The 22,368-nt window shown below is 72.7% G+C and carries 20 protein-coding genes and 1 tRNA gene; 16 read left to right on the top strand and 5 right to left on the bottom strand.

All coding sequences use genetic code 11. The annotated features are described in order from the left end of the window. Positions 1-7: 7 nt before the first annotated feature. Positions 8-499 carry a hypothetical protein gene (locus CR162_RS01675; RefSeq protein WP_099093796.1) on the top strand — a complete coding sequence of 164 codons (492 nt, stop codon included), beginning with the start codon at positions 8-10 and terminating at the stop codon, positions 497-499. 184 nt (positions 500-683) lie between these two features. Further along, on the top strand, positions 684-1,778 hold the full coding sequence (fbaA, locus tag CR162_RS01670; RefSeq protein ID WP_099093924.1) for a class II fructose-bisphosphate aldolase: 1,095 nt from the start codon (positions 684-686) through the stop codon (positions 1,776-1,778). A gap of 50 nt (positions 1,779-1,828) precedes the next feature. On the opposite strand, the gene CR162_RS01665 is transcribed toward fbaA, so the two are convergent. From CR162_RS01665 to def, 4 genes are all read right to left on the bottom strand, one after another. Next, positions 1,829-2,386, bottom strand: coding sequence for an NUDIX hydrolase (locus CR162_RS01665; RefSeq protein WP_099093795.1), 558 nt, complete (start codon positions 2,384-2,386; stop codon positions 1,829-1,831). Positions 2,387-2,456: 70 nt separating this feature from the next. After that, a complete protein-coding gene (gene truA, locus CR162_RS01660) occupies positions 2,457-3,218 on the bottom strand; it encodes a tRNA pseudouridine(38-40) synthase TruA (protein WP_099093794.1) in 762 nt (253 codons plus the stop codon). Position 3,219: 1 nt separating this feature from the next. Further along, entirely contained in the window at positions 3,220-4,146 is a 927-nt protein-coding gene (gene fmt / locus CR162_RS01655) for a methionyl-tRNA formyltransferase (RefSeq protein ID WP_099093793.1), read from the bottom strand. Beyond that, complete coding sequence (def, locus tag CR162_RS01650; RefSeq protein WP_099093792.1) at positions 4,143-4,688, bottom strand: peptide deformylase; 546 nt, start codon at positions 4,686-4,688, stop codon at positions 4,143-4,145. Before def ends, fmt begins: the two co-directional genes overlap by 4 nt. A 174-nt stretch (positions 4,689-4,862) precedes the next feature. On the opposite strand from def, the gene CR162_RS01645 reads away from it, so the two are divergent. From CR162_RS01645 to CR162_RS01615, 7 genes are all read left to right on the top strand, one after another. Further along, on the top strand, positions 4,863-5,339 hold the full coding sequence (locus CR162_RS01645) for an Hsp20 family protein (protein WP_099093791.1): 477 nt from the start codon (positions 4,863-4,865) through the stop codon (positions 5,337-5,339). A 196-nt stretch (positions 5,340-5,535) separates the two neighbouring features. Next, positions 5,536-5,778, top strand: coding sequence for a DUF1150 family protein (locus CR162_RS01640; protein ID WP_099093790.1), 243 nt, complete (start codon positions 5,536-5,538; stop codon positions 5,776-5,778). A 149-nt stretch (positions 5,779-5,927) separates the two neighbouring features. Next, a tRNA-Thr gene (locus CR162_RS01635) sits at positions 5,928-6,002 on the top strand. A gap of 187 nt (positions 6,003-6,189) precedes the next feature. Continuing rightward, on the top strand, positions 6,190-6,666 hold the full coding sequence (locus CR162_RS01630; RefSeq protein ID WP_099093789.1) for a Tat pathway signal protein: 477 nt from the start codon (positions 6,190-6,192) through the stop codon (positions 6,664-6,666). Between the two features lie 10 nt (positions 6,667-6,676). Further along, positions 6,677-7,420: a MotA/TolQ/ExbB proton channel family protein gene (locus CR162_RS01625; RefSeq protein WP_099093788.1), complete on the top strand. Its 744-nt coding sequence runs from the start codon at positions 6,677-6,679 to the stop codon at positions 7,418-7,420. A 5-nt stretch (positions 7,421-7,425) separates the two neighbouring features. Next, positions 7,426-7,878, top strand: coding sequence for an ExbD/TolR family protein (locus CR162_RS01620; protein WP_099093787.1), 453 nt, complete (start codon positions 7,426-7,428; stop codon positions 7,876-7,878). 13 nt (positions 7,879-7,891) lie between these two features. After that, on the top strand, positions 7,892-8,920 hold the full coding sequence (locus CR162_RS01615; RefSeq protein WP_099093786.1) for an energy transducer TonB: 1,029 nt from the start codon (positions 7,892-7,894) through the stop codon (positions 8,918-8,920). A gap of 67 nt (positions 8,921-8,987) precedes the next feature. Here CR162_RS01615 and uvrA read toward each other — a convergent pair whose 3' ends face one another. Further along, positions 8,988-11,873 (bottom strand): excinuclease ABC subunit UvrA, encoded by a 2,886-nt coding sequence (uvrA, locus tag CR162_RS01610; protein WP_099093923.1) that lies wholly within the window; start codon positions 11,871-11,873, stop codon positions 8,988-8,990. A gap of 301 nt (positions 11,874-12,174) precedes the next feature. Here uvrA and ssb point away from each other — a divergent pair, with 301 nt between their 5' ends. The 7 genes from ssb (at position 12,175) to CR162_RS01575 (ending at position 22,297) form a co-directional block, all read left to right on the top strand. Beyond that, positions 12,175-12,714 carry a single-stranded DNA-binding protein gene (ssb, locus tag CR162_RS01605; RefSeq protein ID WP_099093785.1) on the top strand — a complete coding sequence of 180 codons (540 nt, stop codon included), beginning with the start codon at positions 12,175-12,177 and terminating at the stop codon, positions 12,712-12,714. Between the two features lie 118 nt (positions 12,715-12,832). Further along, positions 12,833-15,355 carry a phosphoenolpyruvate--protein phosphotransferase gene (ptsP, locus tag CR162_RS01600; protein WP_099093784.1) on the top strand — a complete coding sequence of 841 codons (2,523 nt, stop codon included), beginning with the start codon at positions 12,833-12,835 and terminating at the stop codon, positions 15,353-15,355. A gap of 1 nt (position 15,356) precedes the next feature. After that, a complete protein-coding gene (locus CR162_RS01595) occupies positions 15,357-16,325 on the top strand; it encodes a 1-phosphofructokinase family hexose kinase (RefSeq protein ID WP_099093783.1) in 969 nt (322 codons plus the stop codon). A 71-nt stretch (positions 16,326-16,396) separates the two neighbouring features. Beyond that, on the top strand, positions 16,397-18,211 hold the full coding sequence (locus tag CR162_RS01590) for a fructose-specific PTS transporter subunit EIIC (RefSeq protein ID WP_099093782.1): 1,815 nt from the start codon (positions 16,397-16,399) through the stop codon (positions 18,209-18,211). A gap of 254 nt (positions 18,212-18,465) precedes the next feature. Then, entirely contained in the window at positions 18,466-21,192 is a 2,727-nt protein-coding gene (gyrA, locus tag CR162_RS01585) for a DNA gyrase subunit A (RefSeq protein ID WP_245870085.1), read from the top strand. Further along, positions 21,185-21,718 carry a pantetheine-phosphate adenylyltransferase gene (gene coaD, locus CR162_RS01580; protein ID WP_099093781.1) on the top strand — a complete coding sequence of 178 codons (534 nt, stop codon included), beginning with the start codon at positions 21,185-21,187 and terminating at the stop codon, positions 21,716-21,718. The genes gyrA and coaD overlap by 8 nt, the downstream gene beginning before the upstream one ends. A 57-nt stretch (positions 21,719-21,775) precedes the next feature. Further along, positions 21,776-22,297: a peptidylprolyl isomerase gene (locus CR162_RS01575; RefSeq protein WP_099093921.1), complete on the top strand. Its 522-nt coding sequence runs from the start codon at positions 21,776-21,778 to the stop codon at positions 22,295-22,297. The last annotated feature ends 71 nt before the right edge of the window (positions 22,298-22,368 follow it).

The raw sequence follows: 22,368 nt of genomic DNA, 5'->3' as shown, positions 1-22,368 counted from the left end.
CGCTCGGATGCAAAGCACCCCCGCCGATTTCTCGGACGCCCTCGCCGGCATCGACCAGGACATGCTCGACGGCGTCTCCGAGCTTGGTCCGGTGCGCAGGATGGCCAGCGCCGCCTTCCTCAAGATCGGTGCCCTGCACGGCGTCACGGTGGAGATCGAGGCGCCGCTCGGCCAGGAAGGGGATGTGCCGCCTCTCGTCCGTCAGGGGCTGGTGATCCGCTGCATGCTGCCGCGCGGCATCGCCCTCCCGCGCCTGGCCGGCGCGCTGGCGGAAGGCCCGGTGGCCGAGCTGGTGCGGAAGGTGCTGGACGGGCACCGGCTCCGACTCACGGCCGAGGGGGGCGCGGGCAGCCTCACCCCCGCGGCGGAACAGGCGCGGGGCCGCCTGCTGGAGGCGCTCTCGGGCATGGCGCTCGCGCCCGTGCCGGCGCCCGTGCCGGCAAAGGCCGCCTCCCGCCCCTCGAAGCGCCAGGTCGCGCTCCACCTGGCTGCCGCCTGAGCCGCACCCGGCGCCTGTCGCGCCCGGCTGATCGAAGCGTGTGTTGAGCTTGCGCTTGGCGAGCGCCACAACTCTGCCCTATGGCATCGCCAATCTATCGGAAAGGCCGTCCCTCCCGGAGAGGCGGCCTTTCCTTGCCATGACCGAGTGCGCGCGAGACAGCCGGAGCTTCGAGATGAACGACATGCTGCCCACCGACCAGAAGGCCCCCGCCCGGCTTCGCCCCGGCGTGGTCACCGGCGCCGACTACCTGACCCTGCTCGATGCCTGCCGCGCCGGCGGCTACGCCCTGCCGGCGGTGAACGTGGTCGGCACCAACAGCATCAACGCGGTGCTGGAGGCGGCGGCGAAGAACAAGTCCGACGTCATCATCCAGCTCTCCAATGGCGGTGCCCGCTTCTTCGCGGGCGAGGGCTGCCCGGACGCCGCCGCCGCCCGCGTGCTCGGCGCCGTGTCCGCCGCGCAGCACGTGCACACCGTGGCCGCCGCCTATGGCATCTGCGTCGTGCTGCACACCGACCACGCCGACCGTTCGCTGCTCCCCTGGGTCAACGGCATGATCGACCACGGCGAGGCGTTCATGAAGCGGACGGGCAAGCCGCTCTTCTCCTCGCACATGATCGACCTCTCGGCCGAGCCGCTGGAGACCAACATCGCCGAGTGCAAGCCGGTGCTGGAGCGCATGGCCAAGCTCGGCATGAGCCTCGAGATTGAGCTGGGCGTGACCGGCGGTGAGGAGGACGGCATCGGCCACGATGTCGAGGAATCGGCCGAGAACGCGCATCTCTACACCCAGCCCGAGGACGTGCTGAAGGCGTGGGAGGAGCTCTCGCCCATCGGCCATGTCACCGTCGCCGCCTCCTTCGGCAACGTCCACGGCGTCTATGCCCCCGGCAACGTCAAGCTGCGGCCCGAGATCCTGAAGGCCTCGCAGGAGGCGGTCGCTGGCCGCTTCGGCGGTGGCGACAAGCCGATGAGCCTGGTCTTCCACGGCGGCTCCGGCTCCGAGAAGGACAAGATCGCCGAGGCGGTCTCCTATGGCGTGTTCAAGATGAACATCGACACCGACACGCAGTTCGCCTTCGCCGAGCCGGTGGGCGCCTATGTGCAGGCCAACCCGGTGGCCTTCACGCACCAGATCGACCCGTCGAACGGCAAGCCGACCAAGAAGCTCTACGACCCCCGCAAGTGGCTGCGCGCGGGCGAGAAGGGCATCGTCAAGCGGCTGGACGAGGCCTTCGCCGATCTCGGCTCCGCCGGCCGCACCCTGGCGGGCTGAAGCGGGGAAGGGGCGGCGGCACCCCCGCCGCCCCGTTCCCCAGCCGGATCTCAGACCCCTTGCGGCAGGCCGGCGCCCGGGAAGCGGCCGGCCGTTTCCAGCGCCGGCGCGCCCAGCGCCTGCCCGCGCATCGCGTGCCAGCGCCGCAGCGCCGCGTGCACGGTGGGAAAGGCCAGCTCCTCCCAGGGGATGTCCTCCCAGGCGAACAGCCTCACCTCCAGGCTTTCCGGCCCGGCGGCGAAGCCCGGCTCCGCCAGGCTCGCGCGGAAGATCACCTGCACCTGGCCGATGCGGGGAATGGAATAGAGCGCCAGCACGCCCTCGGGCGCGATGCGGGCCTGGGCTTCCTCCCAGGCCTCGCGCCGGGCGCCGTCCTCCACCGTCTCGCCCAATTCCATGTAGCCGGCCGGCAAGGTCCAGAAGTCCATGCGCGGCTGGATGGCGCGGCGGCAGAGCAGCACCCGGCCCTCTCCCGCCACCCCTTCGCTCACCACGGAGCCGACGACGATCTTCGGGTTCTCATAGGCGATGAAGCCGCATTCGGCGCAGGTGAGCCGCTCGCGGTCCTCGCCCTCGGGGATGATGCGCTGGAAGTTCGGCTCTGGCATGGCGCCAGGGTGCGGGGCGCGGCCTTCCGCCGCAAGCCCCTCCCGCGCCGTCGCGCAGCACCCGCGTGGCTCAGCACCAGTCGGGCGGCGTGTCGTAGCGCGCGAACAGGAAGGTCAGCCCCTCGGGCGGCGCGTTCTGCCCGGCAAGGGTGCGGTCCCGGCCATCCAGCAGCCGGCGCGGCCAGGAGGCGGGGCGGCGCCCCAGCCCCACCTGCAAGAGCGTGCCCACCATGTTGCGCACCTGGTGGTGCAGGAAGCTGCGCGCCTCGGTGTGGACCACCACCTCGTCGCCCAACCGGGCGACATCCAGCCGGTCCAGCGTGCGCAGCGCGCTCTTGGCCTGGCAGGCGGCGGCGCGGAAGGCCGAGAAATCATGCCTGCCGAGCAGGGACTGCGCCGCCGCGTGCATGGCGGCGGCATCGAGCGGCTGCTGCACATGCCAGACCCGCCCGGCCTCCAGCGCCGGCCGCGCCCGCCGGTTGAGGATGCGGTAGCGGTAGCCCCGCCCGGTGCAGGAGAAGCGGGCCGACCATCCTTCCGGCGCCCGCGCCGCCGCCAGCACGGAAACGGGGTGGGGGCGGGTGTGGAAGTTCAGCGCCTCGCGCAGGCGCAGCGGCTCCAGCTCGGCCGACAGCTCGATCTGCACCACCTGGCCCTCGGCATGGACGCCGGCATCGGTGCGGCCGGAAGCCTGGGTGGCGGCGGGCTGGCCGCCATTCAGCGGCGCCGCCGCGTCCTCCAGCACCTGCTGCACCGAAAGGCTTCCCGCCTGGCGCTGCCAGCCGACGAAGGGCGCGCCGTCATATTCCACCAGCAGGGCGTAGCGCGGCATATCAGCCCAGCACCATGCCCGAAGGCAGCGGAAAGCCGCGCAGGAAGTCGGCCGCGGGCAAGGGGCCGCGCCCGGGGCGTTGCAGGGTGGTCAGCCGCAGCGCCGTGCCGCCGCCACAGGCGATGCGCGGCGCGCCATCCAGCACCGTGCCCGGGGCGGCCTCCGGCGCGCCTTCCGCCGGCTCGGCCGCCAGCACGCGGATGGCCTCGCCGCCATGCTGGAAGAAGGTGCCGGGCCAGGGGTTCAGCGCGCGCACGCGGCGGTCCAGCGCGGCGGCGTCCTCGGCCCAGTCCAGCCGGCCATCGGCCTTGGTGAGCTTGGGCGCGTAGGTGACGCCCTCCTCGGGCTGCGGCACGGCCTCCGGGTCTTCCTCCAGGGCGCGCAGGATCAGCCCGGCCCCCATCGCGGCCAGCGCGTCGTGCAGGGCGGGCGTGCCGTCGCGCGGGCCGATCGGCACCCGGTCCTTGAGCAGCATCGGGCCGGTGTCCAGCCCTTCCTCCATGCGCATGATGGTGATGCCCGTCTCGGCATCGCCCGCCAGGATGGCGGCCTGGATCGGCCCCGCGCCGCGCCAGCGCGGCAGCAGCGAGGCATGGATGTTGAGGCAGCCGCGGCGCGGCGCCTCCAGCATGGCGGGCGGCAGGATCAGCCCGTAGGCGGCCACCACCGCCACATCGAGGTCGAGCGCGCGGAAGGCCGCGTGCTCCGCCGTGTCGCGCCTCACGCGGGCCGGGTGGCGCACCGGCAGCCCCAGGTCCAGCGCGGCGCGGTGCACGGGGCAGGGGGTCTCGCGCTGGCCCCGGCCGGAAGGGCGCGGCGGCTGGGTGTAGACCGCCGCCACCTCATGCCCCGCCGCGTGCAGCGCGCGCAGCGCCGGCACCGAGAAATCCGGGCTGCCCATGAAGGCCAGGCGGAGCTTGCCGCTCATGCGCCGTCCGGAGCGCCGTCCCGCTGGCGGGCCTTGAGCTCCTTGGCCAGCTTGCGCAGCAGCATGTTGCGCTTCAGCGCGGAGATGTGGTCGACGAACAGCACGCCGTTCAGGTGGTCGATCTCGTGCTGGACGCAGGTGGCCAGCAGCCCGCCGGCGGTCATTTCCTGCCGGCTGCCGTCCAGCGCCTGCCAGCGCACCTTCACCTCCGCCGGGCGGGTCACCTCGGCATACTGGTTGGGAAGGGAAAGGCAGCCCTCCTCGCGCGCCGCGAGCTGGTCGCTCTCGGCCACGATCTCGGGGTTGACCATCACATAGGGCTCGGGCCGGTCGTCGGGCTGCAGGTCGATGACGACGAGGCGCAGCAGCTCGCCGATCTGGGGCGCGGCGAGGCCGATGCCGGGCGCCTTGTACATGGTGGCCAGCATGCGGGGCGCCAGCGCGCGCACCGCCTCCGCGTCGCCGGGGCCGACGGGGCGGGCCTTGGCGCGCAGTCGCGCATCGGGCACCAGGAGGATGGGCAGCAGGTCGGTGTCGGACATGAGGCGCCTGCTTTAGCCCTGCGCCCGCGCGGCTTCAATCGCTGACCCGCCAGGGCCGCGCCGGGCACATGCGGCGGGTCTTGCATCCACCGCCACGCTGCACAAAATATCGGCTTGCCGGCTGGGTGCTTCGGGCCCTGCCGGCGGCTCGCTCACCATGAGGGGTTACGGATCATGTCCCGCTCGTCGCTTTTCGGCTCGCCGCTGTTCCTGGGCTTCGATCATCTGGAGCAGATGCTCGACCGGGTGGCGAAGAACGCCGATGGCTACCCGCCCTACAACATCGAGCAGACCGGCGACAACCGGCTGCGCATCACCCTCGCCGTCGCCGGCTTCAGCATGGACGACCTCCAGATCACCCAGGAGGACAACCAGCTCGTGGTCCGCGGCAAGCAGCGCGAGGAGGTCGATGGGCGCGTCTTCCTGCACCGCGGCATCGCCGCCCGCCAGTTCCAGCGCGCCTTCGTGCTGGCCGAGGGCATTGAGGTGGAGGGCGCCTGGCTCGACAACGGCCTGCTGCACATCGACCTGAAGCGGCCGCAGCCGGAAGTGCGGGTGAAGTCCATCAACATCGGCACGCGTGGCGCCCAGGGCGGACGTCCTCTCGTCAATGGCAACGCCATCGACGATGGTTCGGCCTCCATCGCTTAAACTTTCACGTCCACCGGCCATTCTTCCCTCATCCCGCCCTGGCCGGGCGCGATCGGGCGGGCTGCCTCGGGCAGCACCGCCGCATGCCAGGCCAGGAACGGCCGGAACGGGAAGGGCCGGGGGTCATCACAGCGGTGCGGCGAAGCCGGCCGCGCGCCGTGTCCCATCTCGGGAACGGCAAAAGGAGATTCCTGCGATGAACAAGGAAGGCCCGACACGCCCCTTCGCCGCCGCCGACGCGCTGCGTCAGCTGGCCCCCGCCGACTGGGCGCGCTTCGGCGCGGAGCAGATCGCCTACATCCGCCCCGTCCTGGTGGATGGCAATCCGGCCGTGGCCATCCACGCCGCCGACGGCACCCAGATCGGCGCCGCGCCCGATGCGAGTCTCGCCACCGCGGCGATCCTGCAGCACGAGATGCTGCCGGTTCTCGTCCACTGAACGGATGAAGGCCGGGGCGCGGCGGGACCGCCTCCCGGCTTTCGTTTGCGGCCGCTCCGGCCATCCTCTCCGCCACCCACATTTCCGGCACCGCGTACGCAGGAAGGTGGTTGCCCTGGCACGCGAGGGGCGCTAGAGAGCGGCCGCGCGCCGACGTAGCTCAGCGGTAGAGCAACTGATTCGTAATCAGTAGGTCCCCGGTTCAATCCCGGGCGTCGGCACCATCCCCCCCATATCCTTAGTTCCGGCATCTCCAGCGTGGGCGCCCTTGCGTTCGCGCGGCTTCCCGCTTGCGCGATGCCACATGGCACAGGGCACCGCCTGTTTCTGCAATATTGCGAGTCATTCGCATTGCAACAGACTCTCATTGGCGGCATAAGCCAACGCAGTTGCGAAGGGGATGTTGCCGCCATGCCGATCCGCCGAATGCTGGGCGCCCTGGGGTTCGTCACGGCCGCGCTGCTGGCGGCGCCGCTGTTCCCGCTGGCCGCCTCGCCCGCGGCGGCACAGGGGGCCTCATCCGTGGCGGAGCGCATCGGGCTGGAGCTGAACCGGCTCGAGCCGCGCCAGAACGGCAATGCCAATGGCTGCCGGGTGTGGCTGGTGCTGCGCAACCCCGGCGCCGAGCCGGTCGACCCGCTGCGCCTCGACCTCCTGATCTTCGGCAAGGACGGGGTGATCGCCCAGCGCCTTTCGCTCGATGTCGGGCCGCTGCCGCGCGAGAAGACCCTCGCACGGGTGTTCGACCTGAGCACCCAGCCCTGCGACGGCATCGGCGCCTTCCTGCTGAACGACCTGCTGGCCTGCGGCGCGGCCGAGACCGCCGCCGCCTGCCTCCCCCGTCTCGCGCTGTCGTCGCGCGTCGACGGCGTTTCCTTCGACAAGTGAGGAGGTCGCGATGAACCCGACCGATGCCGCCACCGCCCTTCCGGAAGTCGCCAACGCGGCCGCCCATGCCGACATGTCGATGCTCGGCCTGTTCCTCATGGCGGACTGGGTGGTCAAGTCGGTCATGATCTCGCTGGTGCTCGCCTCGCTGGTCTGCTGGGCCATTATCGTCGAGAAGTCGCTGCTGCTGAGCCGGCTCGGGCGCGAGGTGCGCAAGCTGGTGGGCGCCGCCGCCCCAGGCAGCCAGGCCGCCCCACAGGCGCCGCAGGGGGAGGGGCTCGCCGCACGGGTGCTGCGCGCCGGCACCCGCGAATGGCGCGACGGCCGCGAGGATGGCGAGAGCCGCTTCGAGTATCGCCACCGCATGGAGCACGCCATGCGCCACGCCCTGAGCGGCGAGCTGCGCAAGGTGGAGCCCGGCCTTCCCTTTCTGGCCACCACCGGGGCGGTGGCGCCCTTCATCGGCCTGTTCGGCACGGTGTGGGGCATCATGAACAGCTTCTCCAACATCGCGCAGAGCAACGACACCAGCCTGGCCGTGGTCGCTCCCGGCATCGCCGAGGCGCTGTTCGCCACCGCCATCGGCCTGGTCGCCGCCATTCCCGCCGTGATGGCCTATAACCGCCTGCTGGTGCGCCTGGGCCGGCTGCGGCAGGACGGGCAGTCGGCCGCGGCCGACCTCGCCTCCAGCCTGTCCCGCCGGCCGCCCGTCCTGGCGGCCTCCCACGCCAACCGCGCGGCCGCGGCGGAGTAAGCGGCATGGCCTTTGCCGGACCGAGCCTGGGCGGCGGCGACGATGACGGCCCGCTGCCCATGGCGGACATGAACGTCACCCCGCTGGTGGACGTCATGCTGGTGCTGCTGATCGTCTTCATGGTGGCGGCGCCGATGATGGTGGTGGGCGTTCCGGTGGAGCTGCCCAAGACCGCCGCGCCGCGCGCCGCCGCGCAGCGCCCGCCCGTGGTGCTGACCGTGGCGGCCGACAGCCGCGTCTTCATCCGCCAGGAGGAGGTGCCCGCCGCCGAGCTGGCGGCCCGCCTCGCCACGCTGCGCGAGGAAGACCCCGAGGCCCCCGTCTATGTGCGCGGCGACCGCAGCGTGCCCTATGGCGAGGTGCTGCGCGTCATGGGCCGCATCACCCAGGCCGGCATCACCAAGGTGTCCCTGATCGCCGAGGCGGAACCCGCGGGCCCCGCGATCCGCGCCCGCTGAACAGGCTCCTGGCATGACAACGCAGACTCTCGGGGGCAATGGCCTGGGGGGCAATGGCCTGGGCGGCCCGGGGATCGGGCTGCGCGGCAGCCGGGCGCTTGGCTGGGGCGTCTCGGCGCTGCTGCATGGCGGCGCCGCGGTGTTCCTTCTCTATGGCGTGCCGGCACCCGAGCCGGCGCCCGAGCTGGTGCCGCTGGAACTGGCGAGCCTTCCCACCGCTCCCGCCAGCGAGGCGAGCGAGGCGGCCGAGGTGGCCGAGCCCGTGCAGGCCGTGGCCCCGCAGGCGATGAGCGCCACCAGCGAGCCGCCGCCGCCCAACGCCATGGTGTCCGCCGAGCCGGTGACGACCGAGCCGCCGCCCACCGTGCAGCCGCTCGAGCCGCCCCCCGTGGCGCCCGCCGAGCCGCCGCCCTTGCAGGCGGTGGAGCCCGAGCCGGTGACGGAAGCGCCGCCGCCGGAGCCGGAAGCGGCGCCGGAGCCTGAAACGGCGCCCGTGCTGGAGGTGGAGGAGCCGCCGCCGCCACCGCCCCCCCCGCCGCCCGAGCCCCCGCCGCCCCGCCCGCCGCCGCCGCGCCCCGCACCGCCCCGGCCAGCACCGCCCAAACCGGCGCCGCCCCGGCCCGAGCCGCGCCCGGCGCCGCCACGCCCCGCTGCCGCCCCCGCGGCGCCCATGCCCAGCACCGCGCCGCCCGGGCCGCAGACGGCCGCGCCGCCGCCGCCGGGCGCGCAGGTGGCGCCCGCACGCTCCGCCGGCCCGCCGCCCTCCTATCTGGGGCGCCTGTCGGCGGCGCTGGAGCGCGCCAAGCGCTACCCGAACGTCGCGCGGCTGCGCCGGCAGGAGGGAACGGGCGTGCTGACCTTCAGCATGCGGCGCGATGGCACGGTGACGGGCTGGCGCCTGGTGCGCAGCAGCGGCCACGCGGATCTGGACGAGGAGATCGTCGCCATGATCCAGCGCGCCTCACCCCTGCCGGCCCCGCCGGACGAGATGGCGGGCGATCCGGTGATCCTGACCGTGCCGGTGCGCTTCAACCTGCGCTGAGGGCGGGCTCGAAAGAGCCTGCTGGGATAAGAAAAGCCCCGGGGGAAGGAATTCCCACGGGGCTGTTTCATGCCCGCCTGCGCCTGCGGGCCGGCTTCGGCAGAAGCGGCGCCAGGAAACGGCCCGTGTGGCTTGCCGCCACCAGCGCCACATCCTCCGGCGTGCCCTCCGCCACGATCTGCCCGCCGCCATCGCCGCCCTCGGGGCCGAGGTCGAGCAGCCAGTCAGCGGTCTTGATGACCTCCAGGTTGTGCTCGATCACCACCACGGTGTTGCCCTGGTCCACGAGCTGGTGGAGCACCTCCAGCAGCTTGCACACATCCTCGAAGTGCAGGCCGGTGGTGGGCTCGTCGAGGATGTAGAGGGTGCGGCCGGTGGCGCGGCGGCTCAGCTCCTTGGCCAGCTTGATGCGCTGCGCCTCGCCGCCCGAGAGGGTGGTGGCCTGCTGGCCGAGATGGATGTAGCCGAGCCCCACCTCCTTCAGCACGCGCAGCTTGTCGCGGATGGCCGGCACGGCGGAGAAGAACTCCACCCCCTCGTCCACCGTCATCTCCAGCACGTCGGCGATGGACTTGCCGCGGAACTTCACCTCCAGCGTCTCGCGGTTGTAGCGCTTGCCCTTGCAGGTGTCGCAGGTGACGTAGACATCGGGCAGGAAGTGCATCTCGATCTTCAGCACGCCGTCGCCCTGGCAGGCCTCGCAGCGCCCGCCCTTGACGTTGAAGCTGAAGCGCCCCGGCTTGTAGCCGCGCGAGCGGCTGTCCGGCAGCTCCGAGAACCAGTCGCGGATCGGGCCGAACAGCCCGGTATAGGTCGCCGGGTTGGAGCGCGGCGTGCGGCCGATCGGCGACTGGTCGATGTCGATGATCTTGTCGAGGTGCTCCAGCCCCTCGATCCGCTCATGCGGCGCGGGCACGGTGCCGGCGCCCATCAGCCGGCGTGCCACCGCCTTGTAGAGCGTCTCGATGACGAAGGTGGACTTGCCGCCGCCGGAGACGCCCGTGACGCAGGAGAAGGTGCCGAGCGGGATGCCCGCCGTCAGCCCGCGCAGGTTGTTGCCGCTGGCGCCGACGACGCGCAGCATCCGCTTCTCGTCCACCGGGCGGCGCTTCTCCGGCACGGCGATGGCGCGGCGGCCGGACAGATAGGCGCCCGTCACGCTGTCCGGATGCGCCGCCACCTCCTCCGGCGTGCCCTGGGCGATGACGCGCCCGCCGCCCGCGCCCGCTGCCGGCCCGATGTCGATCAGGTGGTCGGCGGTGCGGATGGCGTCCTCGTCATGCTCGACGACGAGGACGGTGTTGCCGAGGTCGCGCAGGCGGCGCAGCGTGGTCAGCAGCCGCTCATTGTCGCGCTGGTGCAGGCCGATGGAGGGCTCGTCCAGCACGTAGAGCACGCCGGTGAGGCCGGAGCCGATCTGGCTGGCGAGCCGGATGCGCTGGCTCTCGCCACCGGAGAGCGTGGCGGAGGAGCGGGCGAGGGACAGGTAGTCCAGGCCCACATCCAGCAGGAAGCGCAGCCGCTCGACGATCTCCTTGAGGATGCGCCGGGCGATCTCGGCGCGCTGCGGGGTGAGGGTGGCCTCCACCCCCTCGAACCAGGGCAGCGCCTTGCGGATGGACAGCTCGCTGGCGCCGGCGATGTGCATGCCCGCCACCTTCACCGACAGCGCCTCGGGCTTGAGGCGGGCGCCGCAGCAGGCATGGCAGGGCCGGTCCGCCTGGTAGCGGGCGAGGTCCTCGCGGACCCAGGGGTTGTCCGTCTCGTGCAGGCGGCGGGCGAGGTTGGGCAGCACGCCCTCGAAGGGCTTCTTCACCTCATAGGCGCGCAGCCCGTCCTTGTAGCGGAGCGCCACCACCTCGCTGCCCGTGCCGTTCAGGATGGCGTCCCGCGCCCGCTCGGGCAGCGTGCCCCAGGGCTTGTCGGTCTTGATGCCGAGATGCTTCGCCAGGCTTTCCAGCGTCTGGTCGTAATAGGGCGCGCTGTTGCCGGCCCAGGCGGCCACGGCGCCGTCGGCGAGGCTGCGGCTGTCGTCCGGCACCACCAGGGCGGGGTCGAAGAAGCTTTCCGTGCCGAGCCCGTCGCACACCGGGCAGGCGCCCTGCGGCGAGTTGAAGGAGAACAGCCGCGGCTCGATCTCCTCCAGCGTGAAGCCGGAAACGGGGCAGGCGTAGCGGCTGGAGAACACCGTCCGCTCGCCGCTGTCCGCGTCCTCGGCATAGGCGACGCCGTCGGCCAGGCCGAGCGCCGTCTCGAAGCTGTCCGCCAGACGCTGCGCCAGCCCCTCATTGCCGACCACGACGCGGTCCACCACCACCTCGATGTCGTGCTTCTTGCGCTTGTCGAGCGCCGGCGCCTCCTCGACGCGCATCAGCGTGCCGTTGATCTTGACGCGCTCGAAGCCGCGGCGCTGGTACTCGGCCAGCTCCTTGCGGAACTCGCCCTTCTGGCCGCGCGCCACGGGAGCCAGCAGCAGCAGGCGGGTGCCCTCCGGCATGGCGAGCACGCGGTCCACCATCTGGCTCACCGTCTGCGCCTCGATCGGCAGGCCGGTGGCGGGGGAATAGGGCACGCCGGCACGCGCCCAGAGCAGGCGCATGTAGTCGTGGATCTCGGTCACCGTGCCCACGGTGGAGCGCGGGTTGTGGCTGGTGGTCTTCTGCTCGATCGAGATGGCCGGCGACAGGCCCTCGATGGAATCCACGTCCGGCTTCTGCATCAGCTGCAGGAACTGCCGCGCATAGGCCGAGAGGCTCTCGACATAGCGGCGCTGCCCCTCGGCATAGATGGTGTCGAAGGCCAGCGACGACTTGCCGGAGCCGGAAAGCCCGGTGATCACCGTCAGCGTGTGCTTGGGGATGTCGATATCGACATCCTTGAGGTTGTGCTGGCGCGCGCCGCGGATGCGGATCTGGTCATTCTGACCGGAGGTGGCATGCGGCTTCGGCTGCATCTTCAACGGCGGCTCCTGGGGCGGTCGTGGAGGCGGGGGGAGGGGGCGGGCGTTCGCATTGTGTTCCGGGTGGCTTTGTGCCAGTATCCGCCGCCCGCGAAAAGTGGGCGCGTGCGTGACCAGAACAAGGTCTTGGCATCGGGGCTGGCCGAGGCCGTGCCGCATGGCTAGGTTGCGCGCCGCTGCGCCATGGTGCGCACAGCGAAGTGAAACAGCGCCGCCATGGCCGGACCGCCCCGCCCTCCGTTGCGGGCGGGTGCGCCGGCCCTGGCGGGCGAGAACGGGCAAAGGACCGCGCGGCATGGCCGGCAGCGTCAACAAGGTGATCCTGATCGGCAACCTGGGCAGGGACCCGGAGGTGCGGAACTTCCAGAATGGCGGCCGGGTGGTGAACCTGCGCCTGGCCACGACGGACAGCTACAAGGACCGCGAGGGCAACCGGCAGGAACGGACCGAGTGGCACTCGGTCGCCATCTTCAACGAGAAGGTGGGCGAGATCGCCGAGAAGTACCTGCGCAAGGGCAGCAAGGTCTATATCGAGGGCAAGCTGGAAACCCGGAAGTGGCAGGACCAGGCTGGCCAGGACCGCTATTCCACCGAGGTCGTGATCCGCAACTTCGGCGGCGAGCTGACCCTGCTCGACGGCCGTGGCGGCGAGGGTGCCGGCGGTGGCGGCTTCGAGGGCGGGGCCGAGCGCGGCGGGGGTGGCTATGGCGGTGGCCGTGGCGCCGGCGGCGGTGCTGGCGGTGGCGGCAATGGCGGCGGCGCCCGCCCGCAGCGCGGCGGCTGGGACGCGCCCAAGGGCGGCGGCAGCGACCTGGACGACGACATCCCGTTCTAGCGTGCCCGGCCGGAAGCGCCCCGGATTGCGCTTCCGGGGATGCATCGCAATCTCTGCCCGGCCCGCCTCGCGCGGGCCGACGCATTTCGACCGCCGGACGAGAGGGACCCGCAGGCCCGTGATCCTCACCGCAGACCGCATCCGCCTCGCCGCCCGGCCCTCCAGCAAGGAGGCGGCGATCCGGCAGGCCGCGCAGCTCCTGGCCGAATCCGGCGCCATCGACGCCGCCTATGCCGACAGCATGCTGCGACGCGAGGGCGAGGCGGACACCTTCCTCGGCAACGGCATCGCGATCCCGCATGGCCAGCGCGCCGACCGGGGGCTGATCGCGCGCACCGGCATCGCCGTGCTCCAGGTGCCGGACGGCGTGCGCTGGAACGGCGATGACGTGGCGCATCTCGTGGTCGCCATCGCCGCGCAGGGCGACGAGCACATCGCCGTGCTGCGCCGCCTGACCGACGTGCTGGGGGAGGAGGCGCTGGCCGCGCGCCTGGCCCGCACCGCCGACAAGGGGGAGATCCTGGCCGCGCTCGACCCCGGCGCGCCGCTACCCGCCGCCGCGCCGCCCGAGCCGGACGCCGCGCCAGACGCCACGCCAGACACCACGGGCGGGATGCTGAGCGCGGAGGTGCGCGCCCCCGCCGCCGCCGGGATGCATGCCCGCCCGGCCAAGCTGCTGGCGCAGCTCGCCAAGGGCTTCGAGGCGCGCCTCACCCTGGCGCATGGCGACCGGCGGGCCGATGCGCGGAGCTTGATCGCCCTGTTGCAGCTCGGCGCCGGCCCGGGGGCGGCGATGACGCTGAGCGCCACCGGCCCGGACGCGGCGAAGGCCATCGAGGCGCTGCGCGCGGCTTTCGCCGACGAGCTGGGCGACCGCGACGTGGCGCCCGCCGTGCCGGCCGATGCGGCCCCCGCCGCGCCCATGGAGGATGAGCCGCTGGAGCCGGGTGCCATCGCCGGGCTGCCGGCCAGCCCCGGCGTCGCCATCGGCGTGCTGCACCGCTTCCGCTCGGAGGCCGCCGGCTTCGCCAGGATGGCGGCGGACCCGCTGGCCGAGAAGGCGGCGCTGGAGGCCGCGCTGGAGGCTTCCCGCGCCGAGCTGAAGACCGTCTCGGCCGAGATGGCGCAGCGCGTGGGGGACAAGCATGCCGGCATCTTCGCCGCCCATGCCGAGTTCCTGGAGGACCCCGAGCTTCTGGCGGCGGCGGAGCGGGCCATCGAGGGCGGCGCCTCCGCCCCCGCCGCGTGGCAGGACGCCGCCGAGGGCCGTGCCGCCGCCCTGGCCGGCCTCGGCGACCCGCTGCTGGCCGAGCGCGCCACCGACCTGAAGGACGTGGCGCGCCGCGTGCTGCGCCATCTGGTGGGCGCTGGCGAGACGGTGGCGCCGCCGCCCGAGCGCGCCATCGTCGCCGCCGAGGACCTGACGCCTTCCGAGACCGCCAATCTGGACCCCGCCCGCGTGGTGGGGCTGGTGACGGCGGCGGGCGGCCCCACGGCGCACACCGCCATCCTGGCCCGTGCCCTCGGCATTCCGGCGGTGGTGGCGGCGGGGCAGGGTGTCCTGGCGCTGGCCGACGGCACGCCCGTGGTGCTGGATGGCGACCGCGGCCGCCTGATCCCCGACCCTGACGAGGCCGCGCTCCGCCGCGCCGAGGCCTCCCGCGCGCGGGGGAAGGAGCGGGCCGAGGCCGCGAGGCGCGCCGCCTTCCGCCCCGCCGTCACGCAGGATGGCCACCGCGTCGAGGTCGCCGCCAATGTGCGCGGGCCGGAGGAGGCGGCGGAGGCCGTCGCCGCCGGCGCCGAGGGCAGCGGGCTGGTGCGCAGCGAGTTCCTGTTCGATGACCGCGCCGAGCCACCCTCGGAGGAGGAGCAGTTCGGCCTCTACCGCCGCCTCGCCGAGGGCTTCGGCGGCCTGCCCGTGGTGCTGCGCACGCTGGACGCGGGCGGCGACAAGCCGCTGCGCTTCGTCAATCATCCGGCCGAGGCCAACCCGTTCCTCGGCCTGCGCGGCCTGCGCCTTTCGCTGGCCGAGCCGGCCCTGTTCCGGGCGCAGATCCGCGCCGCCCTCCGCGCCGCCCGCCATGGCGACATCCGCGTCATGCTGCCGATGGTGGATGGTTTGGCCGACCTCCGCGCCGCGCGCGACCTGATCGAGAAGGAGCGCCTGTCGCTGGCCACGCCGCCGGTGGAGGTGGGCATCATGGTCGAGGTGCCCTCGGCCGCGGTGATGGCGGACCAGCTTGCCCGCGAGGCGGATTTCTTCTCCATCGGCACCAACGACCTGACGCAGTACGCCCTGGCGGTGGACCGCCTGCACCCGACGCTCGGCGCCCGCTCCGACGCGCTGGACCCGGCCGTGCTGCGGCTGATCCAGATGACGGTGCAGGCCGCCCATGCGCGTGGCCGCTGGGTCGGCGTCTGCGGCAACATGGCCGCCGATCCCATGGCGGCACCCATCCTGGTGGGGCTGGGCGTCGATGAGCTGTCCGTCTCCATCCCCAACGTGGCCGCGCTGAAGGCGCAGATCCGCGCGCTCAGCATGGCCAGGGCCGAGGCGGTGGCGCGCGAGGCGCTGAACTGCGCCACGGCGGCCGAGGTGCGCGCGCTGCCCGCGCTGCGCGCCCTGGGCGGGGCGGGCTGAGATGGCCCCCGCCAACCCGCGCCCGCGCATCGCCACCGTCACGCTGAACCCGGCGCTCGACCTCACCATCCCGCTGCCCAGGCTGGCGCGGGGGGAGGTGAACCGCGCAGGAGCTGCGGAGCTGCGGCCCGCCGGGAAGGGGGTCAATGTTTCCGTGATGCTGGGCGTGCTGGGGGAGGCCTCGCTCGCCACCGGCCTGCTGGGCGGCGCCGATGTTCCGGCCTTCACGGAGTTCCTGGGCGGGCTGGGCATCGCCACGGATTTCGTGGCGGTTCCCGGGCGGTGCCGCATCAACGTCAAGCTGGTGGAAACCGGAACGGGAGAGGTGACCGACATCAACCCGCCCGGCGCCGCCACGCCGGAGGGCGCGCTGGAGGCGGTGGCGGGGAAGCTGGCCCATGGCCCAGGCCTCGCCGTGCTGGCCGGCAGCCTGCCGCCCGGGCTCGATGCCGGTGCCTGGGCCTGGCTGGCCGGTCGCCTGCATGGCCAGGGCACCCGCGTGGTGCTGGACAGCAGCGGCCCCGCCCTCGCCGCCGCGCTCGCCGCGCCGCGCGCGGCCCGGCCGGTGCTGGTGAAGCCCAACCGTGACGAGCTTTCGGCGCTGCTCGGCCGCGCCCTGCCGGACCGCGCGGCGCTGGTCGCCGCCGCGCGGGAGTTGCAGGGTCAGGGCATCGAGCACGTCGTGGTCTCGGCCGGCGGGGAGGGGGCGCTCTTCGCGCTGCCCGGCGCCACCCTGTGGGTGACGCCGCCCCGGGTGCGGCTGACCACCACCGTCGGGGCCGGCGATGCCATGGTGGCCGGCCTGACCGCCGCCCTGGCGCGCGGCCTGGAGCCCGAGGCGACCGCGCGGCTGGCCACCGGCTGCGCCGCCGCCGCCGTTTCCCGCCCCGTGGCCGCGGCGGGCGAGGGGAGGCCGGAACTGGCGGAGATCGCCCGCCTGGCGGAGGCCGCGCATGCCGAGCGCCTCTGACCCCATACCCCGCCACCTGACTACCCGGCCCGGCACCGAGTTCCTCCGCACCTCCCACCAGGACGAGAGCCATGCCCTCTGATCCCGGCCAGGCCAAGCCGACCCGGCTGCTCGCCGTCATCCGCCACGCCGCCAGCGCCCCACATGCCGCCATGGCCGCCGAGGCGCTGCGTGACGCGGCCGGGTGGGCCGCGCTCGACCTCACCCTCGACACCGCCGAGGCGCCTGCCCCGGCGGCCGGGGCGGCGGATGCCGTGCTGCTGGTGGGTGACGCCACCGCCGACGCCGCGCGCCATGCCGGGCGGCCGCTGATCGCCACCACCGTCATCGAGGCGATCCGCCGGCCGGAGCAGGCCCTGCGCGCGGCCGCCTCGCTGGCGCTGCTGCCGCGGCCGGCGCCGCCGCTCCTGGCCGAAGCCGCGCCGGGAGCCATGGCCGCCGCGGCACCGGCCGGCGCCGCCATGGGCGAGGGGCCGAGGAAGCTGGTCGCCATCACCGCCTGCCCCACCGGCATCGCGCACACCTTCATGGCGGCGGCGGCGCTGGAAAAGGCGGCGGCGAAGCTCGGCCACAGCATCCGGGTGGAGACGCAGGGCTCGGTCGGCGCCCGGAACGCGCTGACGCCGGAGGAGATCGCCGAGGCGGATGCGGTGGTGATCGCCGCCGACACAGGCGTGGACACCGCCCGCTTCGCCGGCAAGCGCATCGTCACCGGCGGCACGGGGGACGCGCTGAAGGACGGCGCCGGGTTGATCGCCCGCGCCCTCGCCGCCGCGCCCCAGGGCGGCGCCCCCGCATCCGGCGCCGCCACGCCCGCGCCAGCCAAGGCCGGGCAGGCGCCGGGCGCCTACAAGCACCTGATGACCGGCGTCTCCTACATGATCCCGCTGGTCACGGCGGGGGGGCTCTGCATCGCGCTCTCCTTCGCCTTCGGCATCGAGGCGTTCAAGGAGCCGGGCAGCCTGCCGGCGGCGCTGTTCCAGATCGGCGCGCAATCGGCGCTGGCGCTGATGGTGCCGGTTCTGGCCGCCTTCATCGCCTTCTCCATCGCGGATCGTCCCGGCCTGGCGCCGGGCTTCGTCGGCGGCTCGCTGGCAGGGGCGGTGGGGGCGGGGTTCCTGGGCGGCATCGCGGCCGGCTTCCTGGCCGGCTACGTGGCGCGCTTCCTGCGGGACAGGCTGCCCTTCCCGGAAAGCCTGGAAGGGCTCAAGCCTGTCCTGGTCATCCCGCTGCTGGCTTCGCTGGTCACCGGCCTGCTGATGATCTACGTGCTGGGCACGCCGATCGCGGCGGCACTCGCCTGGCTCACCGAGTTCCTGCGCGGCATGGGCACCTCCAACGCCGTGATCCTGGGCCTCGTGCTCGGCGCGATGATGGCGGTGGACATGGGCGGGCCGGTGAACAAGGCGGCCTATGCCTTCGGCGTCGGCCTGCTCGGCTCCGAGACCTATGCGCCGATGGCGGCGGTGATGGCCGCCGGCATGACGCCGCCGCTCGGCGTGGCGCTGGCCACCCTCATCGCGCGCGGCCGCTTCAGCCAGGAGGAGCGGGATGCCGGCAAGGCCGCCGCCGTGCTCGGCGCCGCCTTCATCTCGGAGGGCGCCATCCCCTTCGCCGCCAAGGACCCTGTGCGCGTCATTCCGGCGCTGATCGCGGGCTCGGCGGTGGCGGGGGCGCTGTCCATGCTGCTCGGCTGCACGCTGCGCGCGCCGCATGGCGGCATCTTCGTGGTGGGCATCCCCGGCGCGGTGGGCAACCCGCTAGGCTACCTGCTGGCCATCCTGGCCGGCACCATTGTCACCGCCCTGGCCGTGGCCCTGCTCAAGCGCGGCTCGCCGGCCGCCCCTCCGGACCACGCTCCCGCGGCCCGGTCCCCGGCGGCCTAAGCCGTTGTCGGGGCGGGAAGGAATTCCCGCCCGGCGCCGTTTGGCGGAACGCACCGGAGCGGCTATAACATCCCCGATTTTCCGTGGAGGACGTTCCAGCCACCGCGCGCCTCGCGCCGGGCCGGCCCACCCCCCACTTTGCTGCATGGGATGACCGCGTGAGCGAAAGCGACAACGGCACGGGCGACAACGTAACCGGGCCCGCCGCCCATATTCCGCCGGAAGGCACCCTGCCGATCGCGCTCGAGGAGGAGATGCGCCGCTCCTACCTCGACTACGCGATGAGCGTCATCGTCGCGCGCGCCCTGCCGGATGTGCGCGACGGGCTGAAGCCGGTGCACCGGCGCATCCTGTTCTCGATGAACGAGAACAGCTTCACCGCCGACAAGCCCTACAAGAAATCCGCCCGCGTCGTCGGCGACGTGATGGGTAAGTACCACCCGCATGGCGACAGCGCGATCTACGACGCCATGGTCCGCATGGCGCAGACCTTCTCGCTGCGCGTGCCGCTGATCGACGGCCAGGGCAATTTCGGCTCCATGGACGGCGACCCGCCGGCGGCCATGCGCTACACCGAGGCCCGCCTCGGCAAGTCGGCCGCCGCGCTGCTGGAGGGCATCGACGAGGACACCGTCGATTTCGCGCCGAACTACGACGAGAGCGCCGAGGAGCCGCGCGTGCTGCCGGCCGCCTTCCCCAACCTGCTGGTGAACGGCGCCAACGGCATCGCCGTCGGCATGGCGACCAACATCCCGCCGCACAACCCGGGCGAGGTGATCGACGCCACGCTCAAGCTGATCGAGGACCCGGACACCACCCTCGAGGCGCTGATGCAGATCATCCCCGGGCCGGACTTCCCGACCGGGGCGCTGATCCTGGGCCGCGCTGGCATCCGCTCGGCCTTCGAGACGGGGCGCGGCAGCGTGATCCTGCGGGCGCGCGCCGAGATCGAGGAGATGCGCGGCGGCCGCAGCCTCATCGCCATCTCCGAGATCCCCTACCAGGTGAACAAGGCGGCGCTGATCGAGCGCATCGCCGACCTGGTGCGGACCAAGCAGATCGAGGGCATCAGCGACCTGCGCGACGAGAGCGACCGCTCGGGCCTGCGCATCGTCATCGAGCTGAAGAAGGACGCGACACCCGAGGTGGTGCTGAACCACCTCTACCGCTACACCAACCTGCAGACCTCCTTCGCGGTGAACTTCCTCGCCCTGCATGAGGGGCGGCCGCAGCAGATGGGGCTGCGCCAGGCGCTGCTCGCCTTCATCGACTTCCGCGAGGAGGTGATCCTCCGCCGCTCGCGCTTCCGCCTCGCCAAGGCGCGCGACCGTGGCCACCTGCTGGTGGGCCTCGCCATTGCGGTCGCCAACATCGACGAGGTGATCCGCCTGATCCGCGAAAGCCCCGACGCCGTCACCGCCCGGGCCGCGCTGATGGCGCGGGACTGGCCGATCGCCGATGTGGGCCCGCTGCTGGAGCTGGTGGACGATTCCGGCAATGTCGTTGTCGACGACACGGTGAGGCTCACCGAGGCGCAGGCGCGCGGCATCCTGGAGCTGCGCCTGCAGCGCCTGACCGGCCTCGAGCGGGACAAGATCAACGCCGAGCTGGACGAGGTGGCGGCGCGCATCCGCGAGCTGCTGGAGATCCTCTCCTCCCGCCCGCGCCGGCTGGAGCTGATGTCGGAGGAGCTGCGCGCCGTGCGCGCGCAGATCGCCAATCCGCGCCTGTCCGAGATCGTCGACGGCATCGCCGACCAGGACGACGAGAGCCTGATCGAGCCCGGGCTGATGGTGGTGACGCTGACGCGCGACGGCTATGTCAAGCGCACGCCGCTCGAGACCTTCCGCGCGCAGAACCGTGGCGGGCGCGGGCGCAGCAGCGCCAACATGCGGCAGGACGACGTCGTCATCCGCTCCTTCAACGCGCACACACACCAGTGGGTGCTGTTCTTCACCAGCCGCGGCATGGCCTTCCGCGAGAAGGTGTGGAAGCTGCCCGAGGCCGGGCCGACCGCGCGCGGCCGCTCGCTGCGCCAGCTCCTGCAGCTCCAGGCGGAGGAATACGTCACCGCCGTGCTGCCGCTGCCGCAGGATGAGGGTCTGTGGGAGAACCTGCACCTCGTCTTCGCCACGGCGCAGGGTAATGTCCGCCGCAACCGGCTGTCCGACTTCCGGAATGTCCGCTCCTCCGGCCTCATCGCCATGAAGCTGGACGAGGGGGACAGCCTGATCGGCGTTTCCACCTGCCGCGAGGGGGACAACGTTCTGCTCGCCACGCGCGGCGGGCGCGCCATCCGCTTCGTGGCCGACGTGGACACGCTGCGCGTCTTCGCGGGCCGCGATTCCACGGGCGTGCGCGGCATCAAGCTGGCGCTGAAGGACGAGGTGATCGCGCTCTCGGTGCTGCGCCACGTCGATGCCAGCGTCGAGGAGCGGGCGGCTTATCTGAAGCAGGCGGCGCAGAAGCGCCGCAGCGCGGAGGAAAGCGCCGAGGCGGCGGCCGAGGCCGAGGAGTCGCTGGCCGAGGAGAATGCCGAGGCCGCCGGCACCGAGATCGCCCTCTCGCCCGAGCGCTTCGCGGAGCTGGAGGAGCAGGAGGAGATCCTGCTCACCGTGACGGATGGCGGCTTCGGCAAGCGCAGCTCCGCCTATGAGTACCGCGTGACGGGTCGTGGCGGGCAGGGCATCGCCAACATCACCCTCGCCAAGCGCACAGGGCGCGAGGTGGTGGCCACCTTCCCGGTGCGCCAGGGCGACGACGTGATGCTGGTCACCGACAATGGCCGGCTGATCCGCCTCCCCGTCGATCAGGTGCGTGTCACCGGTCGTTCCGCCATGGGCGTCACCCTGCTGCGGCTGGACGGCGAGGAGCGCGTCACCTCCTGCTTCACCGTCGTCGAGGAGCAGGGCCAGGACCAGGACCAGCTGGAGGCCGCGCCGGGCGAGGGGGATGCGGGGGAGGACGGGGCCGATGTCTGAGCCGTCCCCGCGCAGGCCGCGCAGCGGCATTTATCCCGGCACCTTCGATCCCGTCACCAACGGGCATCTCGACATCATCCACCGCGCCGCCCGCATCCTGGACCGGCTGGTGGTCGGCGTCGCCATGAATGCGGGGAAGGGGCCTCTCTTTCCGCTCGAGGAGCGCGTGGCGCTGGTGCGCGCCGAGGTGGCGAGCATCGCCGAGCGTACCGGCACGGTGATCGAGGTGGTGCCCTTCGAGGGGCTGCTGGTCGGCTTCGCGCGGGAGGTCGGCGCCGAGGTGATCGTGCGCGGCCTGCGCGCCGTCACCGATTTCGACTACGAGTTCCAGATGGCCGGCATGAACCGCCGGCTCGATCCGGAGATCGAGCTGCTGTTCCTGATGGCCAGCGAGGGCAACCATTTCATCTCCTCGCGCTTCGTCAAGGAGATCGCGCGGCTGGGGGGGGACATCTCCACCTTCGTGCCGCGCCTGACATGCGAGCGCACCCTTGCCCGGGTTCGCGCGCCACACCAGGGGGAGTGACACAGGATGCGCCGTCGCGACCTGCTCGCCAGTTCCATCGCCATCACGGGGATCATGATGACCGAAGCCACCACCAATGAGGCCGCCGCCCAGGACGATCGCGAGAACACCCTGTTCTTCGATCTGAAGGATGGCCGCGTCGTCATCAAGCTGCGCCCCGACCTCGCGCCCCAGCATGTCGAGCGCATCAAGACCCTGGTGCGCCAGGGCTTCTATGACGGCACGCCCTTCCACCGCGTGATCGAGGGCTTCATGGCCCAGGGCGGCGACCCGACCGGCACCGGCACGGGCGGCAGCCAGCTCCCCGACCTGCCGGCCGAGTTCAGCCCGCCGGCCAAGGCGCGCTTCCTGCGCGGCGTCTGCGGCATGGCCCGCACCGCCAACCCGAACAGCGCCAACAGCCAGTTCTTCATCATGTTCGCGCCGGCTTCCAGCCTGGACGGCCAGTACACCATCTGGGGGCAGGTGACCTCGGGCATGGAGTTCGTGGACAAGATCAAGCGCGGCACCGGCCAGAGCGGCATGGTGCGCGAGCCGGACCGCCTGGTGAAGGCGCAGATCGCCGCCGACGCGGCCTGATTCCTCGCCGCTATCGCCGCGAGGCTTGACAGGGGCGGCGCGGGAGGGTTTCTCCCGCCCGTCTCCCCCAT

Source organism: Teichococcus rhizosphaerae (assembly GCF_002631185.1).
Lineage (GTDB): Bacteria > Pseudomonadota > Alphaproteobacteria > Acetobacterales > Acetobacteraceae > Pseudoroseomonas > Pseudoroseomonas rhizosphaerae.
This window is presented reverse-complemented; position numbering and strand designations above follow the sequence as displayed.